A 15,042-nucleotide genomic window follows, 5' to 3' on the forward strand; every position below is an offset into this window, starting at 1 on the left:
TGATCGTGAGGCCCGTCGCCCGGGCTCGGTTGCGGAGTCTCGGTGTCCGGAAGGGGTTGCGAGGGACTCAATCGCGAGAGGAGCAGTCGCGGACACAGTCGCCGGGGCAATCGCAAGGCAGACAACCGTGAGGCAGGGACTCGCAAGGAGAAGGGTTGCGCAGGAAGCATCTGCACACGACGTGTTCGGGCGAGAGGTAACCGCTCGGAAAGCGCTCGCGGGGAATGCAGTCGCGAGGGAAGAAAGCGGGCGAGAGGTCATGAGGGGGCGGTCGTGCGGTAAGCGCTCGCAGGGGACATCGTCCCGCAGGGTCGGGGGCCGCGGGGGCGGTCGCACAGGTCCTTCAACTACCGCGGCATGTCGTGGGTCATGGTCCGAGCGGTCAGTCGCCGGGGTCGGGGGCGAGTGTCAGCGCGTGGGTGTTGTAGTCGCCGATGATGTGCCGGGATTCGTCGGCGTCGGCGCCTTCGACCGCCTCGACGAGTGCGCCGTGGTCCGCCCAGAGCTTCCCCGCGAGCGGCTCCTGGTGGCGCAGGCGGGGGACGACATAGGCCCAGCACTGCACCCGGAGGCGGTCGAGGAACTCGCATACGTAGGAGTTGGTGAGTACGCCGCCCAACTCCCGCCAGAAACGGAGGTCGTAGGCGATCAGTACGTCCAGGTCGCCCGCCCGGGCGGCACGGCCTGCCGCCTCGGCACGGCGCCTGATGGAGGTGAGGGTCTGCCGACCGACGTGCCGGGTGATCAGCCCTCCCTGCTCGGCACCGGCTGGACCGCCCGTCGAGGCGGGACGCCTGCTCTCGTCCGGGGTGGCTCCGGCGCCGGGGTACCCGAGGGCGCCTCGCACGCCGGAGGAGGTGTCCGGGTTCGCAGCGGGTCGGGCGTTGCTGCTGTTTTCGGAGAGCCCGTCAAGTGCTCTCGGTGCGGCGGGCGTTGGCGGGTCGGTCTCCGCCGTATGTGGGATTGCGGGGTTGGTTGAGGGGCACCCCTCGGCTGCGGGCGCACTGGGGTCGATGCCGCCCTCCGCCCCTGTGTTGCCGGGGGTACGGGGGCACGTGGGCTCGGACGGGCGGGGCTGCGAGTCCGCCGCGGGATGCGTGCACGCGGGAGAGACGCCGTCCGAATCCGGTACGGAGTCGCGGAGTTGGAGGGGGATGCCGTCGGGTGTGGGGCCCGGGGGACGAACGGTGCCCCTCGCCCCGGCCGCGGGAGCGCGTTCGGAATCAGGGGCGGTCGGCGTGCTGGAGGCGGTGGGTTCCGTGCGCGGACGGGCCGGTGCGGTGGGGGCGGTCCAGGGGAAGCGTTGAAGTACGCCCTCGACGACGAGGGTGCGGGCCTCGCACATGGCCAAGTAGTCGTCGCGGCCGAACTCGTGCACGCGGTAGCCGCGGTGCTGCTCGACGTCGAGGAGGCCCTGTCCCGCGAGGTCGACGAGCGCCTCACGGACGGGCGTCGCGGAGACACCGTACTGCTCGGCGATCTCCTTGACCGTGAACTGGGCGCCTGGGGCGAGGCGTCCGGCGAGGATCTCGTCGCGCAGCGCGGTGGTGATCTGCTCGCGCAGGGTGCTGCGACGGATCACCTGGACGGCATCTCCTCGATTTCTCGGCCACGCGGCGGGAGCAGCGTTTCCCTCGCGCACGGATGTTCGTGTGACCGGAACTCTACTGGCGAGTAGGCGACGCGGAGGGCAGTCCGGACGGACCAGTGGGGGGTGGTCACGTATGCTCCCTCGGTTCTGGCTGCGCTCGTGTGCGTGCGGTGCGCCCCACGGCGGCGGTGGTCACCCCCAGCCTAAAGCCTGCCGGGCGTGGTGGATCAGGTGCGGAACAGGCCGAAGGCACAGCCCGGGACGCGCCCGATCGGGCCGCCCGCGACCGCGCGCGCATTCGCGGACTGCCGCGGAGAGAAGCGGGGCGGGGGCACGACCCTCGTCGTGCGGAGTCGGTGATATGCACCACAGGACTCCCGTACGGAGGCCGGGCCTTCGCCTGGACGTCGCCGCAAGCAGGCCGCGGTCGGGACGTCGCTCCCCGCCCGGCAGACTCCGGACGGACGTCAGGACCGGCCCGCGGCCCACGTCCGCCTCAAGGCGTCGACGACAAGGCGACGCTCGGTCCGTGGCGTGGAGAGACGAGCCCGCGGCGCCGCGCGCCGGGCCGCCCGACGCACCGGCAGGGAAGCAGGCACCAGGTAGGTCCCTCTGCGGGTTCGGGACACGGCCGCCGATCGCCGCACGGCACGACAGCCTTCACACGCCTCCCCCACATCTCCCCATCACTCTCACTCCATCCGTCCCGTGGGCCCCGTGACGACCCGCAACGACCGGAGCGCACCACCTCGTCCCGGCCCCCGAGCCCACCGAACGAAGCGCCCCGAAAGCTTCCCGCACGGCGTCCGACGCCCCACCGCACAGGACCACAACTTCCCTCCGTCGCCCACGCTTTCCTCGCGCTTTCGAGCACACAACCGCCCGCGCCGGCCTCGTACGGGGCGCCAGGAGAGCCGCACCCGTACGTCGCGTCGGCGGCCTCCGATACGGTCTTAGGACCCAACAACGCCGTGGGCAGGGCCACTACGCTCCCGGAAGGGCCGACCGTTCCGGGAACCGCGGACACCTCTCGGTCACCCGACCGAGGACGCGAAGACCGGGCGCTCCAACCGGCGGTGCCGAGGGCATCACCGGTATGAGAGAACGGAACACCACCGTTCCGGAAGGGGTGACCGGGCGAGGGGCAGGACTGACCGACGGGGGACGGAAGGCAGATGGCAGAGCTGGCGGCCGACGATCCGCGCTTCGTCGGCGGGTATCGCCTGTTGAGCAGGCTCGGCGTGGGCGGCATGGGCCGCGTGTATCTCGCTCGCTCCGGCGGGGGCAGAACGGTCGCGGTCAAACTCGTGAAGGAGGAGCTCGCCGCCGAGCAGGAGTTCAGGGTCCGCTTCCGCCAGGAAGTGGAGGCGGCCGGTCGCGTGGGCGGCACCTGGACGGCCCCCGTCCTCGACGCCGACACCGAGGCGTCCACCCCCTGGGTGGCCACCGGATACATCGCGGGCCCCTCGTTGGAGCACGTCGTCTCCGGCTCGAGGGACGGCGGCACCGGGTACGGGCCGCTCCCCGCCGAGTCGGTGCGGATGCTGGCGTACGGGCTCTCCTCGGCGCTCGCCGACATCCACCGCGCCGGCCTCGTCCACCGCGACCTGAAGCCCTCCAACGTCCTGCTGACGATCGACGGCCCGCGCGTCATCGACTTCGGTATCGCCCGCGCGCTGGAGTCGGTCTCCGAGGCGACGCTCACGCGTACGGGCATGGTCGTCGGTTCACCGGCGTACATGTCGCCGGAGCAACTGCGGGGCGAGGGCCTCAGCGCGGCCGCCGACGTCTTCAGCATGGGTTCGGTGCTGGCGTACGCGGCGACGGGGCGTCCGCCGTTCGGCAACGGCGCGGGGACGGGCGGCGTGCACGCCGTGATGTTCCGCGTCGCGGCCGAGGAGCCCGATCTCGGCGGCGTCGAGGAGCCGTTGCGGGGCCTGATCGCCACCTGTCTCGCCAAGGAACCGGCGCTGCGCCCGGGTCCCGCCGAGACGCGGGAGCAGGTCGAGCCCCTCGGCGAGGGCGCGGCGCCACCGCTGTGGCTGCCTGCCGGGCTCCTCGCCGACCTGGGCCGCCAGGCGGTCCGCCTGCTCGACACCGACACCCCTCCCGACGGTTCGCGCGCCTCCGCCTGGCCGGAGACCGGCGTCGCCCCGTCGTCGTCGGGCGCGACGGAGCGCAAGGGAGCGCACGAGGAGGAGCCCGCGGGCCGGGAGTTCTCGGTGCGCCCTGCCGAGTCGGCGCCGCAGGAGGCGCCGGAACCGCTGACGGTCCAACTCCCCTCCGGCACCGGCGAGCAGACGGCAGAGGAGCCGCACGGCGAGCGGGCCGCCGAGGGCGCTCCGGAGCACACCGGCGGGGCCGAACCGAGCGCGGCGCAGTCGGCGCCGACCGAGGCGCCCGCCGACGCGCCGTCCCGCCGCAGGGGACTCCGCGCACGGATCGGACGCCATCGCGCGCTCGCCTCCCTCGCCGGGGTCGCGGTCGTCGGCGTCGCGCTCTACGCGGGCTTCACCGCGACCGGTTCCGCGCACGTGCCGTTCACGGGCGTCGGCGAGTCGGCCGACCACAGCGCCGACGCCGAGTCGGAGGCGTCGGACGTGCCGAGCGAGTACCTCGGCACCTGGACGGGCCCGATCGAGGTCGGCGGCGGACGGACCGGCGGCTACCGGAAGTTCGTGATCACGAAGGGGAACGTGGGCGACGTCGTCGTGGACAGCGTCACGCTCGGCGAGAAGTACAGCTGCTGGAGCGACGGCCGCCTGATCCAGGCGAGCGGCTCGGGCGGCCTCCGTCTCGACACCAAGGTCGTGCGCAGTCTCCCCGAGGGGCTCTGCACCGCGCTCGGGGAGCACACCTTGCGCCTGGACAAGGACGGCAACCTCCACTGGCGTGCCGCGAGTCGGAGCTCCGTGCTGAAGCGCCTCCCCCACCCGGAGCGGATCGGCGCCGACTTCCTCGGCACGTGGGAGCGCCCGCTGCCCGGCGGCGGCGTGCAGCACCTGACGGTCCGCGAGTCCTCCACCGAGGACGGCGGCGTGGGGCTGGTCTCGGACGGCCCCGAGCAGCACTGCGTGGCCAAGGCGCAGGTCTTCTCGCCGGACGGGGACGGCGAGCCGCTGCGTCTCGCCCCGCCGGCTCTCGACTCGGAAGCCTCCGACGACGGCTGCCGCCCCGGCACCAGCTCCGCGCTGACCGTGGGGGACGGAGAGCTGACCCGCTCCTTCCCCGACGGGACGACCCGCACCTACACGCGCTGAGCGCGGGCCCGAGCACCGTCGCGGTGCGGGCCGCTCCCGCCGACGGCCCACCGGCCGCCCGGAGTTGCCCCGGCACGCGGCGAAACCGCTGGCGCTCGGTATCGTCCCGAGCCACCATCGCCGCATGCCCGCCTTCCTGGAGAGCGAACGCCTCGTCCTGCGGCCCGTCACTGCGTCGGACCTCGACGACCTCGTCGCGCTCGACGCCGACCCCGAGGTGATGCGCTACCTCAACGGCGGCCGCCCCACCACCCGCGAATCGGTACGCCGCAGAGTGCTGCCCCGTCTCCTCCACGAGTACCCGTGCCTCGGCACGCCCGGCTTCTGGGCCGCGGAACCGCGGGGCGGCGGCACCTTCCTCGGCTGGTTCGAGCTGCGTCCCCTCGACGACGACTCGCCCGCCGAGGTGGAGCTCGGCTACCGGCTCAACAGGGCGTCCTGGAACCGGGGTTACGCCACCGAGGGGGCGCGCGCACTGCTCCGCAAGGCGTTCACGGAACTGGGCGTCGAGCGGGTGACGGCGAACACCATGGCCGTCAACGCCCGCTCCCGCCGAGTCCTGGAGAAGGCGGGGCTCCTCTTCGTGCGCTCCTTCACCGAGGAGTGGCCGGACCGGATCGACGGCTCGGAGCACGGTGACGTCGAGTACGCCCTCTCGCGGGGCGAGTGGCTCCGGCGGCACGGAGGTTGAGGGCGTGGTGGGTCAACGGGGGCGTTGTCACGCCGGTGTCCGGGAGGGCAGCGCGCGATCCGGGCGGCTGCGCGCCCGGATGCCGAGCCGTCCGAGTGTTCGCTGGCCGGACGGGCAGCAGGCCGGGCTCGGCGGTCGGCCCTGCGGGGTGACCAACCCCCCTGATCGCATGGGTACGCGGGCGCCCCACCACCGTCCGCCACGTCGCACGCCCGGACGCACACGCAAGCGACGCCGCCCTCCGCGGCCGCTCCTCACGGGGAAGAGCACGCTCAACGCCCGGAACCGACCCCACGACAAAGCCCCGGCCCACCCATCACGTCAAGCCGCCCGAAACACCCTTCGGTTGCTTCCCTCAGCCCGACCACACCGCACGCCCCTCGCCCCCGGACCATCGACCGCAGCGCCGAGCCGATCGACGGAACCGGCCCGTACCGGCCGGACCGCCCCCGCATGCCGGGCGAGCCGCCGACGAGCACGGGCCGCCCTCACCGAGCGGCGTGCACGTCGAGCGGAACCGGTCTCGGCCGCCTGCTCGGCGCACACGTCGGGAGAGTAGCCGCACCGGACCACGAGCAACCGGCTCGGTTGCCCGGGAACGGAACCGGCCGCGACCGACCGCCGGCCCCGCAGTCCCGGCAGGCACAGGCCGACGCCCCCAGCGACGCACGCAGCCCTCGCCCGAACCGCTCCGGCCACCGGGAACTCCGCCGAACGGACAGGCGTCCAACAGCCGGACCGGCACGCGCACTTGAGGAAACCCCGGACCGGCAACCGACGCCGCACGCCCCGTTCAGCTTCGCGGCAGCACGAGCCCCCACGCCGCCGGCAGCACCCGCCAGGCACGGAACCGCACCGGCCCGTCGACGGTGGCACCGGTGCGGTACCGGAACCCCTCGCCCCCCACCTCGACCGCCAAGCGCCGGGCACGTACGCGCAGTTCGCCTCCGCCGTCGGCGGCGGTCGGCCACTCGCCGCCGACCGCAGGGGCCGTAGGACCGCGGCGGGGCGCAGCACGCACGGTGACGTCCGCATAGCCCCCGGCGCCCGTCACCATCGCGACCTCGGCCGCGGGGGCGCCCGGCGGTACCACCGGCTCGCCGTCGGCCTCCACGCGCAGCCGCGGAGCGGGCGCGGTGGTGCGTCGCCGTACGAGGGAGCGGCAGGCGCGCAGCAACGCGGTCCCGGGGGGCGCGGGCGCCGGCGGGCAAGGCGGCTCGGGGATGCGGAGGGCGCCGGCCGCGACCCCTCCCGCGTCGTCGGCGAGGAGGTCCAACCGCCGCTCGGCGCCGCGGAGTACGGCGCGTGCCGCCGTGACGGCGTCGAGCGGCACCCCGAGCCCGCCGGCGACGGTGAGCCGCGTCGGCTGTCCGACGGGCACGAACGCGAGCGGTACGGCGAGCTCGCCGCCGGCGTGCAGCGCGCCGAGCGTGCGCTGGAGCGCGGCGTCGTCCCCGACCAGCACCGGGCGGCGACGGCCGTGGCGGAGGAGGGCGGCGGCCGTCTCCTCCGGTTCCTCGGGCAGGCAGAGCTTCACGCCCGGTGCGCCGGCGCGCAGTACGTCGCGCGCGATGCGTACGGACTCGATGTCCACCCGGCGCGCGAGCGGGTCCACCACGACGAGGAGCGGCTCCCCGGCGTCCGGCGGGTGCGGCGAGCGCTGCTGCGGCACCCTGGGCGGTTCGTGCTCGCCGCCGTCCGGTACGGCGGAGCCGGGCGGTGCGCACCGGTCGCCGACGGGGCCGCCGGGAGCGACGGGATCATGGGGTGGCCTCGCGGGATCTGGAGCCGACACCTCGGTCCTTCCTCGGATTCGTCAGGCCGTCTCAGTGGACAGTCTCCACCGGCGCCGCGCACGCAGGCGTACGCCCCCGGCCGCCGGCACGCGGCGCAGCCCCCGCCAGGGGACGCGGCCCGCGCGGTTCGGCGCCGTGGGGCCGGCGGTCGCGCGCCGGAGGACGCCCGGCCGGTTGATCCCGCGCACCCGCCGCCGGCACGGGGGTTCGCCCCGCGTGCGTCGGTGCGGACGCGAGACGCCCGTTCGTCGCCCGGCAGAGATGTTCGGTAATCTCTCGGTGCAAGAGCCCCTGTCGCTGTTGCGTCAGGGGCTTCGACTATCTGGGGCACCGGACCACGGCTCTCGCGTAGGCAGCAGCGCCGCGCACGTGGGACATGCCCCGCCCGGAAGGGGTGTACGCCTGTGCCCGCACTTGTGCTGCTCGGTGCTCAGTGGGGTGACGAGGGCAAGGGAAAGGCCACCGACCTGCTCGGTGGCTCCGTCGACTACGTGGTGCGCTACCAGGGCGGCAACAACGCCGGCCACACGGTCGTCGTGGGCGACCAGACCTACGCGCTCCACCTTCTCCCCTCCGGGATCCTCTCCCCCGGCTGCACGCCCGTCATCGGAAACGGCGTCGTCGTCGACCCGTCGGTCCTGCTCTCCGAGCTGAGCGGACTCGGCGAGCGCGGCGTCGACACCTCGAAGCTGATGGTCAGCGGCAACGCCCACCTGATCACCTCGTACCACGCGACCTTCGACAAGGTCACCGAGCGGTTCCTCGGCAAGCGCCGCATCGGCACGACGGGGCGCGGCATCGGCCCCGCCTACGCGGACAAGATCAACCGCGTCGGCATCCGCGTGCAGGACCTCTTCGACGAGTCGATCCTGCGGCAGAAGGTCGAGGCCGCCCTCGACTTCAAGAACCAGGTGCTGGCGAAGCTCTACAACCGCCGCGCGATCGTCGCCGAGCAGGTCGTCGAGGAGCTGCTGGGGTACGCGGAGGAGCTGCGCGGCTTCGTCGCGGACACCGCCTACGTGCTCAACGAGGCCGTCGACGACGGCAAGGTGGTCCTCTTCGAGGGCGGCCAGGGCACCCTCCTCGACGTCGACCACGGCACGTACCCCTTCGTCACCTCCTCCAACCCGACGGCGGGCGGCGCCTGCACGGGCTCGGGGGTCGGCCCGACGAAGATCGACCGCGTGATCGGCATCCTCAAGGCGTACACCACCCGCGTCGGCGCGGGCCCGTTCCCCACGGAGCTCTTCGACGACGACGGCGAGGCGCTCCGCCGGGTCGGCGGGGAGCGCGGTGTCACCACGGGCCGCGACCGCAGGTGCGGCTGGTTCGACGCGGTGATCGCCCGCTACGCGACCCGCGTCAACGGCCTCACCGACTTCTTCCTCACCAAGCTCGACGTCCTCACCGGGTGGGAGCGCATCCCCGTCTGCGTCGCCTACGAGATCGACGGCGAACGCGTCGAGGAACTCCCCTACAGCCAGAGCGACTTCCACCACGCGAAGCCGATCTACGAGTACCTCCCCGGCTGGAGCGAGGACATCACGAAGGCGAAGACGCTGGAGGACCTCCCGGCCAACGCGCGGGCCTACATCAAGGCGCTGGAGGAGATGTCGGGCGCCCCGATCTCCGCGGTCGGCGTCGGCCCGGGACGGGACGAGACCGTGCAGATCAACCCCTTCCTCTGAGCCGGAGCGGGCGGCCCGGGCGCACCGGGCCGCCCCCCGCTCCCGTCAGGCGAGCATGCGCGCGAGGACCCCGAACGCGGGGGTGTGCGGAACGAGCGCCGCGAAGTGCCCGCTGCCGGGGAGCAGGTGGAGCCGTGCGCCCCAGTTGTTGGCGTACCTGCGGGAGAGTTCGAGCGGGACGTCGGTGTCGGCGGTGCCGTGGAGGAGCTCGACGGGGACCCGGGGGAGCAGCCGCATCGGGTCGGCCGCCGCCCACGTCTCGGGCCCTGCCGCGCGGCCGAGGAACGCCGCCGCGGCGCCCTCGCTGAGGCGCAGCTCCCAGGCCCGCTGGAGGTCGGCGACGGCGCCGTAGGTGAGGACGCGCGCGGCAGCACGCTCCCGCACGGCCGCGGCGTGGAGGGCGAGTTGGCCGCCTGCGGAGTGGCCGAGGAGCACCGCGGGCGGGGCGCCGAGCAGGTCGAGCGCGGCCTGCACGTCCTCCGCCGTCTGCGGCCAGCCGCCGCCGTCCCCTACCCTGCGGTACTCGATGAGCGCGACGCGCATGCCGCGCGCGGCCAGCGCGGAGGCGAACGGCGTCAGGTGGCCGCGGTCCCACTCCTGCCGCCAGAAGCCTCCGTGGACCACGGCGATGTCGGGCCCGGGGCCCGACTCGCCGTAGAAATCGACGACTTGGTCCTCATGCGGCCCGTACGCCTCGGTGCGCTCCGGCGCGACGCGGCCGGCCTCCAGGAGAGCACTGAGCTCGGAGTCACTCAACGGACCCTCCCGCCACCTCGCCGAGGACGCGCGCGGCACGCTCCGTGTCGCAGAACGAAGTGTAGAGCGGCGCGAAGCCGAAGCGGAGCACTCCGGGCGCCCGGAAATCCGCCAGGACGCCGCGCTCACCGAGGAGTTGGAGTACCCGCTCGGCGCTCTCCGCCGGCCGCCAGCCCAGCGAGACCTGCCCCGCGCGGCGCCCGTGCGGCAGCGGCGTCAGCACGTGGGCGCGCGCCGGCGGGACGTGGACGGCGAGGCACCGCAGGAAGAAGTCGGTGAGCGCAAGGGACTTGGCGCGCACCACCTCGACGTCCACCCCCTCCCACACGCCGAGGGCCGTCTCCAGCGCCAGCAGCGACAGGATCTCCGGCGTACCGACCCGCCCGCGCGCCGGCCCCTGCGCAGGAACGTACGCGGGGGCCATCGCGAACGGCTCGGCGTGCGAGTTCCAGCCGGGGAGCGGGGAGTCGAACCGCGGTTGCAGCGCGCGACGGACGTAGAGGAAGGCGGGGGCGCCGGGGCCGCCGTTGAGGAACTTGTACGTGCAGCCGACGGCGAAGTCGACGCCGTCCGCGTCGAGTCGGACGGGGAGCACGCCGACGGTGTGGCAGAGGTCCCAGACGGTGCGGCCCCCCGCGGCGCGCACGGCGGCCGTCGTCGCCGCGAGGTCGTGGAGCTCGCCCGTGCGGTAGTCGGCGTGGTTGACGAGGGCGGCCGCGGTGCGCGGGCCCGAGGCGGCAGCGATCCGGTGCGCCGGCAGCGGACGCACCCGTACGCCGGTGAGCCGTGCCGCGGACTCGGCGACGTAGCCGTCGGTGGGGAACGTGCCCTCGTCGACGAGGAGTTCGTCCCGCTCGGCGTCCTCCCCGCGGGCGAGGCGCACCGCGGCCACCACCGCCTTGAAGACGTTGACGCTCGTGGAGTCGCCGACGACGAGCTGCCCGGGCTCCGCGCCCACGAGCGGTGCGATCAGGTCGCCGATCCGCTCGGGCGCCGTCCACCAACCCGACTCGGTCCAGGAGCGGATGCGCAGCTCGCCCCACTCCCGGGCGACCACCTCGGCGAGCCTTCCCTGCACGGCGGCGGGGAGCGCGCCGAGCGAGTTGCCGTCGAGGTAGACGGTGTCGTCGAGGACGAACTCCGTGCGCTTGGCGGCGAGTCGGTCCTCCGCGTCGAGCCGTGCCGCCTCCTCGGCGAGGCGGTCCGCCGGGTCAGACACGGCTGCGCGCCGTCCACAGCTCGGGGAAGACGGGTTTCGCGGCGCGCTTCTCCAGCCACGCGACCCCCGACGAGCCCCCGGTCCCCGTTTTCGCGCCCATCGCCCGCCGCGTCGCGAGCAGGTGGTCGTTGCGCCATCGCCACACGAGCTCGGCGACCTCGACGAGCGCCTCGCCGAGCCGCAGCGGCCCCCGCCCGGACTCCGGGGCCGCCACGACGCCCGCGTCGCCCGCCGCGCCCTCGGCCTCCGCCCGCTCGTCGGCGTAGATCGCGGCCCATGCCTCCTCCACGCCCGGGTGCGGTCGGTACGCCTCGCTGACGTCGCGCCGCAGCACCTCCTCGGGGATGGGCGCCCCGCACCGCGCGAGGTACGCGAGCGCCTCGTCGTAGACGCCGGGGCGGTGGAGCGCCTCCTCCAACTCGCGGTGCACACGCGGCGATCCGCGGTGCGGCACCAGCATCGACATCGACTTCTCGCCGAGCAGGAACTCCAGCCTGCGGTACATCGCGGACTGGAACCCCGAGCCGTCGCCGAGAGCGCCGCGGTAGGCGTTGAACTGGGCGGGGGTGAGGTGCGCCAGCGGCTCCCAGGACGCGTTGAGCGCGGCGAGCTCGCGTGTCGAGCGGCGCAGTGCGGCGAGCGCGGCGGGCAGGTCGTCGCGGCGGAGGGCTGCCGCCGCCGTCGAGAACTCGTGGACGAGCGCGGTGAACCACAGCTCCATCACCTGGGTGGTGACGAGGAAGGAGAGTTCTCCCGGGTCGTCGGAGAGCGGACGTTGGAGGTGGGTGAGCACCTCGGCTCGGACGTACTCCTCGTACGGCGTGGCCGCCTCGAAGTCCAGGTTGGGTGTCTCCTCGCCCTGGGGGGCGGCGGACGGACGCGTCGGCATGGTGGTGCCTCCCTCGTGGTGTGGCCGGGGTCGCCGGGCTTCTGCGGCGATCATCGGCCGGGGCACGAGCCGACGGCAAGAGCAGAGCACGAAACGCCCGGAGGGGCGCACACGCGCCGACCGATCCGGCTCGCACCCCGGCGCGTCCACGCGAAGTCCCCCGCACGGGGGAGATGTTGCCCGTAATGACGCGCGCGGCACCCCGCACCCGACACCCTGTTCCGGTGACTCATACCCGCCACCGCACGGCCCGGCTGGCCGCAGCCACCGCCTCCGCCGTCCTCGCCTGCACGCTCCTCGCCGCCTCTCCGGGAGCCCAGGCGGCCGCCGCCGACTGCTTCGACCGCGAGAAGGAGCCGTACACCTCGAAGGTCGATTCGCACCTGCACTTCCGCCCCTTCGGAGGCAAGCCGATCCCCTGGGAGGAGATGCTCGGGTACCTCCAGAAGAGCGGCGTCGAGTACGCCAACGTCTACGGCATCGGCCAGACGCTCCCGTACGACTCGAGCTGCACCTACTACCTCGACTGCCCCGGCACCCCCGTCACCCCCTCGATGCGCAACGACTTCGCCAACGCCGCCTCCTACGCGGCCGACCCGCCCCCGGACGACGTCCACCTGACGATGTCGATGACCTTCCCCGACCTCGCGCACCCCGAGGGCGTCCTCGACCGCATGGAACTCCTCGACGAGAACTACCCCGGGCTCTTCCGCTGGATGGGCGAGGTCAACGTCATCAAGCAGGCGCTCCTCCCCAACGGCCACGAGGCCGCGGGCGAGAAGGCGATCGACGGCTGGGCCCCGTTCATGCGCGAGCTGCGCGAGCGGGACATCCCGCTCACCCTCCACTCCGACCTCGGCAACAACGCGGACCCGACGAAGTACCTCCACCTCATGGAGCACGTGCTGGAGCGCTACCCGGAGAACAAGATCGTCTGGGCGCACGCGGGGCTCTCCAAGGAGCTCACCGAGATCGGCCCGGACGAACACCTCGGCATCCTCGGGCGCCTGCTCGACAAGTACCCGAAGCTCACCCTCGACATCTCCTGGCGCGTGCTCTGGGACGAGTACTTCTCGGACCCCGAGATCCGCGGCCGTTACGTCGACTTCCTCGACCGCCACCCGACGAGGGTCATCCCCGGGACCGACTTCGTCGCCTCCGACGACAAGGACTTCGCCGTCTACGAAGAGGAGTTGGAGGTCACCTCGCGGATCAACCGCGACCTGAGCGACGAGGCGTTCCGCGGCATCGCGCTCGGCGGCAACTACTTCCGCCTCACCGGGCTCGAGGAGAAGGCCCCGCCGATCTGCGAGTCCGGGCAGCGCCCCTGACGGTTCCGGACGCACCGCGCCCCCGCTCGCCGGCTCGTCGCCGGTGGGCGGGGGCGCTCGGTCGAGGCGGGGCGCTCAGCTCAGCGTCGCCGCAGCCGTCGGGGAGCTGTCCTTGAGGAACTCCGTGCACCGCTGGTACTCCTCCTCCTCGCCGATCGCCTGGGCGGCGCGGGCGAGTGCGTGGAGTGCGCGGAGGAAGCCGCGGTTGGGCTCGTGCTCGAACGGCACCGGGCCGTGGCCCTTCCAGCCGCTCCTGCGGAGCGCGTCGAGGCCCCGGTGGTAGCCGGTCCGCGCGTACGCGTACGACTCGACGGTGCTGCCGCGCTCGAACGCCTCGTCGGCGAGCTGCGCCCAGGCCAGCGAGGAGGTCGGGTAGCGCGCCGCGACCTCGGAGGGCGCGGTGCCCGCGGCGAGCAGCTCGCGGGGGCCCGGATCGTCGGGCAGGTGGGTGGGGGGTGGTCCCCCCAGCAGGTTCTCGTGAATGGCCATACCTCCAGTCTGCACGGTCGCTCGACCGGCCGGTACGGGACTGGGCGCCCCGCAGCGCGGCCGGACGGCGGGCACCGGACCGCGCGGGGCCGGGACCGCCTCGCGGCGGCCGGGCCCCGTGCGGTGGCGGCGTCACGTCAGACGGGTGCCCGTGGAGCGGAGGTTGGTGCAGGCGCGGACGACGCGCTCGGCCATGCCCTGCTCGGCGGCCTTGCCCCAGCTACGGGGGTCGTAGACCTTCTTGTTGCCGACGTCCCCGTCGACCTTCAGGACCCCGTCGTAGTTGCGGAACATGTGGTCGGCGACGGGCCGGGTGAAGGCGTACTGGGTGTCGGTGTCGAGGTTCATCTTGACGACGCCGTTCTCCAGCGCCGTCGCGATCTCCTGCTCGCTGGAGCCGGAGCCGCCGTGGAAGACGAAGTCGAAGGGCTGCCCCGACCTGCCGAACTTCGCGGCGACGCCCTCCTGGAGGTCCTTGAGCAGCTCGGGGCGGAGGACGACGTTGCCCGGCTTGTAGACGCCGTGGACGTTGCCGAAGGAGGCGGCGAGGAGGTAGCGGCCCTTCTCGCCGAGGCCGAGCGCCTCGGCCGTGCGCATCGCGTCCTCGACGGTGGTGTACAGCTCGTCGTTGATCTCGTGGGTGACGCCGTCCTCCTCACCGCCCGTGGGGGTGATCTCGACCTCGAGGACGATCTTGGCGGCGGCGGCCTGTGCGAGCAGCTCCTGACCGATCTCCAGGTTGTCCCTGAGCGTCTCGGCCGAGCCGTCCCACATGTGCGACTGGAAGAGCGGCCCCTCGCCGCGGTCGACGCGCTCCTTGGAGTGGGCGATGAGCGGACGGACGTAGCCGTCGAGCTTGTCCTTGGGGCAGTGGTCGGTGTGGAGGGCGACGTTCACCGGGTACTTGGCGGCGATGACGTGCGCGTACTCGGCAAGCGCCACGGCACCGGTGACCATGTCCTTGCTGTACTGGCCGCCGAGGAACTCGGCCCCGCCCGTGGAGATCTGCACGATGCCGTCGCTCTCCGCCTCGGCGAAGCCGCGCAGCGCGGCGTTGAGGGTCTGCGAGGAGGTGACGTTGATGGCCGGGTAGGCGAACCTGCCCTCCTTGGCCCGGTCGAGCATCTCGGTGTAGACCGCGGGGGTCGCGATGGGCATCTGTCCGCTCCTAAGGGGTGGTTGTCTCGGACGTCTTCGAGCAGGTTGCGACGACTGCGCGAAGTCGGGTCGGGCTCAACGGATCGACGGCATCGTCGTATGCCATCTTCCCAGACGTTCCGGACGCCCGGGCCACCGGTTCACGAGTGCACAACTCGCGGGTGACGCAAAGGG

At 73.3% G+C, this 15,042-nt stretch carries 11 protein-coding genes; 4 read left to right on the forward strand and 7 right to left on the reverse strand.

Features of this window, described 5'->3' with window-relative positions; all coding sequences use genetic code 11:
- Positions 1-382 precede the first annotated feature (382 nt).
- A complete protein-coding gene (locus tag UWG_RS34220; RefSeq protein WP_016906017.1) occupies positions 383-1,582 on the reverse strand; it encodes a GntR family transcriptional regulator in 1,200 nt (399 codons plus the stop codon).
- Positions 1,583-2,766: 1,184 nt separating this feature from the next.
- Between UWG_RS34220 and UWG_RS0104540 the strand changes: the two genes are divergently transcribed.
- Together UWG_RS0104540 and UWG_RS0104545 are read left to right on the forward strand one after the other, a co-directional pair.
- Complete coding sequence (locus UWG_RS0104540) at positions 2,767-4,851, forward strand: serine/threonine-protein kinase (RefSeq protein WP_016906018.1); 2,085 nt, start codon at positions 2,767-2,769, stop codon at positions 4,849-4,851.
- Positions 4,852-4,975: 124 nt separating this feature from the next.
- The gene (locus tag UWG_RS0104545; RefSeq protein WP_016906019.1) at positions 4,976-5,542 is read left to right on the forward strand and encodes a GNAT family N-acetyltransferase; all 567 of its coding nucleotides are present in this window, start codon (positions 4,976-4,978) and stop codon (positions 5,540-5,542) included.
- A 793-nt stretch (positions 5,543-6,335) separates the two neighbouring features.
- Here UWG_RS0104545 and UWG_RS0104550 read toward each other — a convergent pair.
- Positions 6,336-7,214 (reverse strand): diacylglycerol kinase family protein, encoded by an 879-nt coding sequence (locus tag UWG_RS0104550; protein ID WP_016906020.1) that lies wholly within the window; start codon positions 7,212-7,214, stop codon positions 6,336-6,338.
- Between the two features lie 528 nt (positions 7,215-7,742).
- Between UWG_RS0104550 and UWG_RS0104555 the strand changes: the two genes are divergently transcribed.
- Entirely contained in the window at positions 7,743-9,026 is a 1,284-nt protein-coding gene (locus UWG_RS0104555; protein WP_029391168.1) for an adenylosuccinate synthase, read from the forward strand.
- Positions 9,027-9,071: 45 nt separating this feature from the next.
- Here the strand turns inward: UWG_RS0104555 and UWG_RS0104560 are convergent, their stop codons facing one another.
- The 3 genes from UWG_RS0104560 to UWG_RS0104570 are packed head-to-tail and all read right to left on the reverse strand — an operon-like array spanning position 9,072 to position 11,890.
- Entirely contained in the window at positions 9,072-9,821 is a 750-nt protein-coding gene (locus UWG_RS0104560; protein WP_016906022.1) for an alpha/beta hydrolase family protein, read from the reverse strand.
- Positions 9,775-11,001, reverse strand: coding sequence for a kynureninase (locus tag UWG_RS0104565; RefSeq protein WP_016906023.1), 1,227 nt, complete (start codon positions 10,999-11,001; stop codon positions 9,775-9,777). Before UWG_RS0104565 ends, UWG_RS0104560 begins: the two co-directional genes overlap by 47 nt.
- Entirely contained in the window at positions 10,994-11,890 is an 897-nt protein-coding gene (locus UWG_RS0104570) for a tryptophan 2,3-dioxygenase (RefSeq protein WP_016906024.1), read from the reverse strand. Before UWG_RS0104570 ends, UWG_RS0104565 begins: the two co-directional genes overlap by 8 nt.
- 224 nt (positions 11,891-12,114) lie before the next feature.
- Between UWG_RS0104570 and UWG_RS0104575 the strand changes: the two genes are divergently transcribed.
- On the forward strand, positions 12,115-13,221 hold the full coding sequence (locus UWG_RS0104575) for an amidohydrolase family protein (protein ID WP_016906025.1): 1,107 nt from the start codon (positions 12,115-12,117) through the stop codon (positions 13,219-13,221).
- 75 nt (positions 13,222-13,296) lie between these two features.
- Here UWG_RS0104575 and UWG_RS0104580 read toward each other — a convergent pair whose 3' ends face one another.
- The gene (locus UWG_RS0104580) at positions 13,297-13,710 is read right to left on the reverse strand and encodes a DUF3151 domain-containing protein (RefSeq protein WP_016906026.1); all 414 of its coding nucleotides are present in this window, start codon (positions 13,708-13,710) and stop codon (positions 13,297-13,299) included.
- A 132-nt stretch (positions 13,711-13,842) separates the two neighbouring features.
- A complete protein-coding gene (gene fbaA / locus UWG_RS0104585) occupies positions 13,843-14,868 on the reverse strand; it encodes a class II fructose-bisphosphate aldolase (protein WP_016906027.1) in 1,026 nt (341 codons plus the stop codon).
- Positions 14,869-15,042: the final 174 nt, after the last annotated feature.

This window comes from Streptomyces xiaopingdaonensis (genome assembly GCF_000262345.1).
GTDB lineage: Bacteria > Actinomycetota > Actinomycetes > Streptomycetales > Streptomycetaceae > Streptomyces > Streptomyces xiaopingdaonensis.

Coding starts and splice junctions, on each gene's coding strand:
- UWG_RS0104540 (WP_016906018.1), top strand. CDS start 2,767: ATGGCAGAGCTGGCGGCCGACGATCCGCGCTTCGTCGGCGGGTATCGC.
- UWG_RS0104545 (WP_016906019.1), top strand. CDS start 4,976: ATGCCCGCCTTCCTGGAGAGCGAACGCCTCGTCCTGCGGCCCGTCACT.
- UWG_RS0104570 (WP_016906024.1), bottom strand. CDS start 11,890: ATGCCGACGCGTCCGTCCGCCGCCCCCCAGGGCGAGGAGACACCCAAC.
- UWG_RS0104580 (WP_016906026.1), bottom strand. CDS start 13,710: ATGGCCATTCACGAGAACCTGCTGGGGGGACCACCCCCCACCCACCTG.
- fbaA (WP_016906027.1), bottom strand. CDS start 14,868: ATGCCCATCGCGACCCCCGCGGTCTACACCGAGATGCTCGACCGGGCC.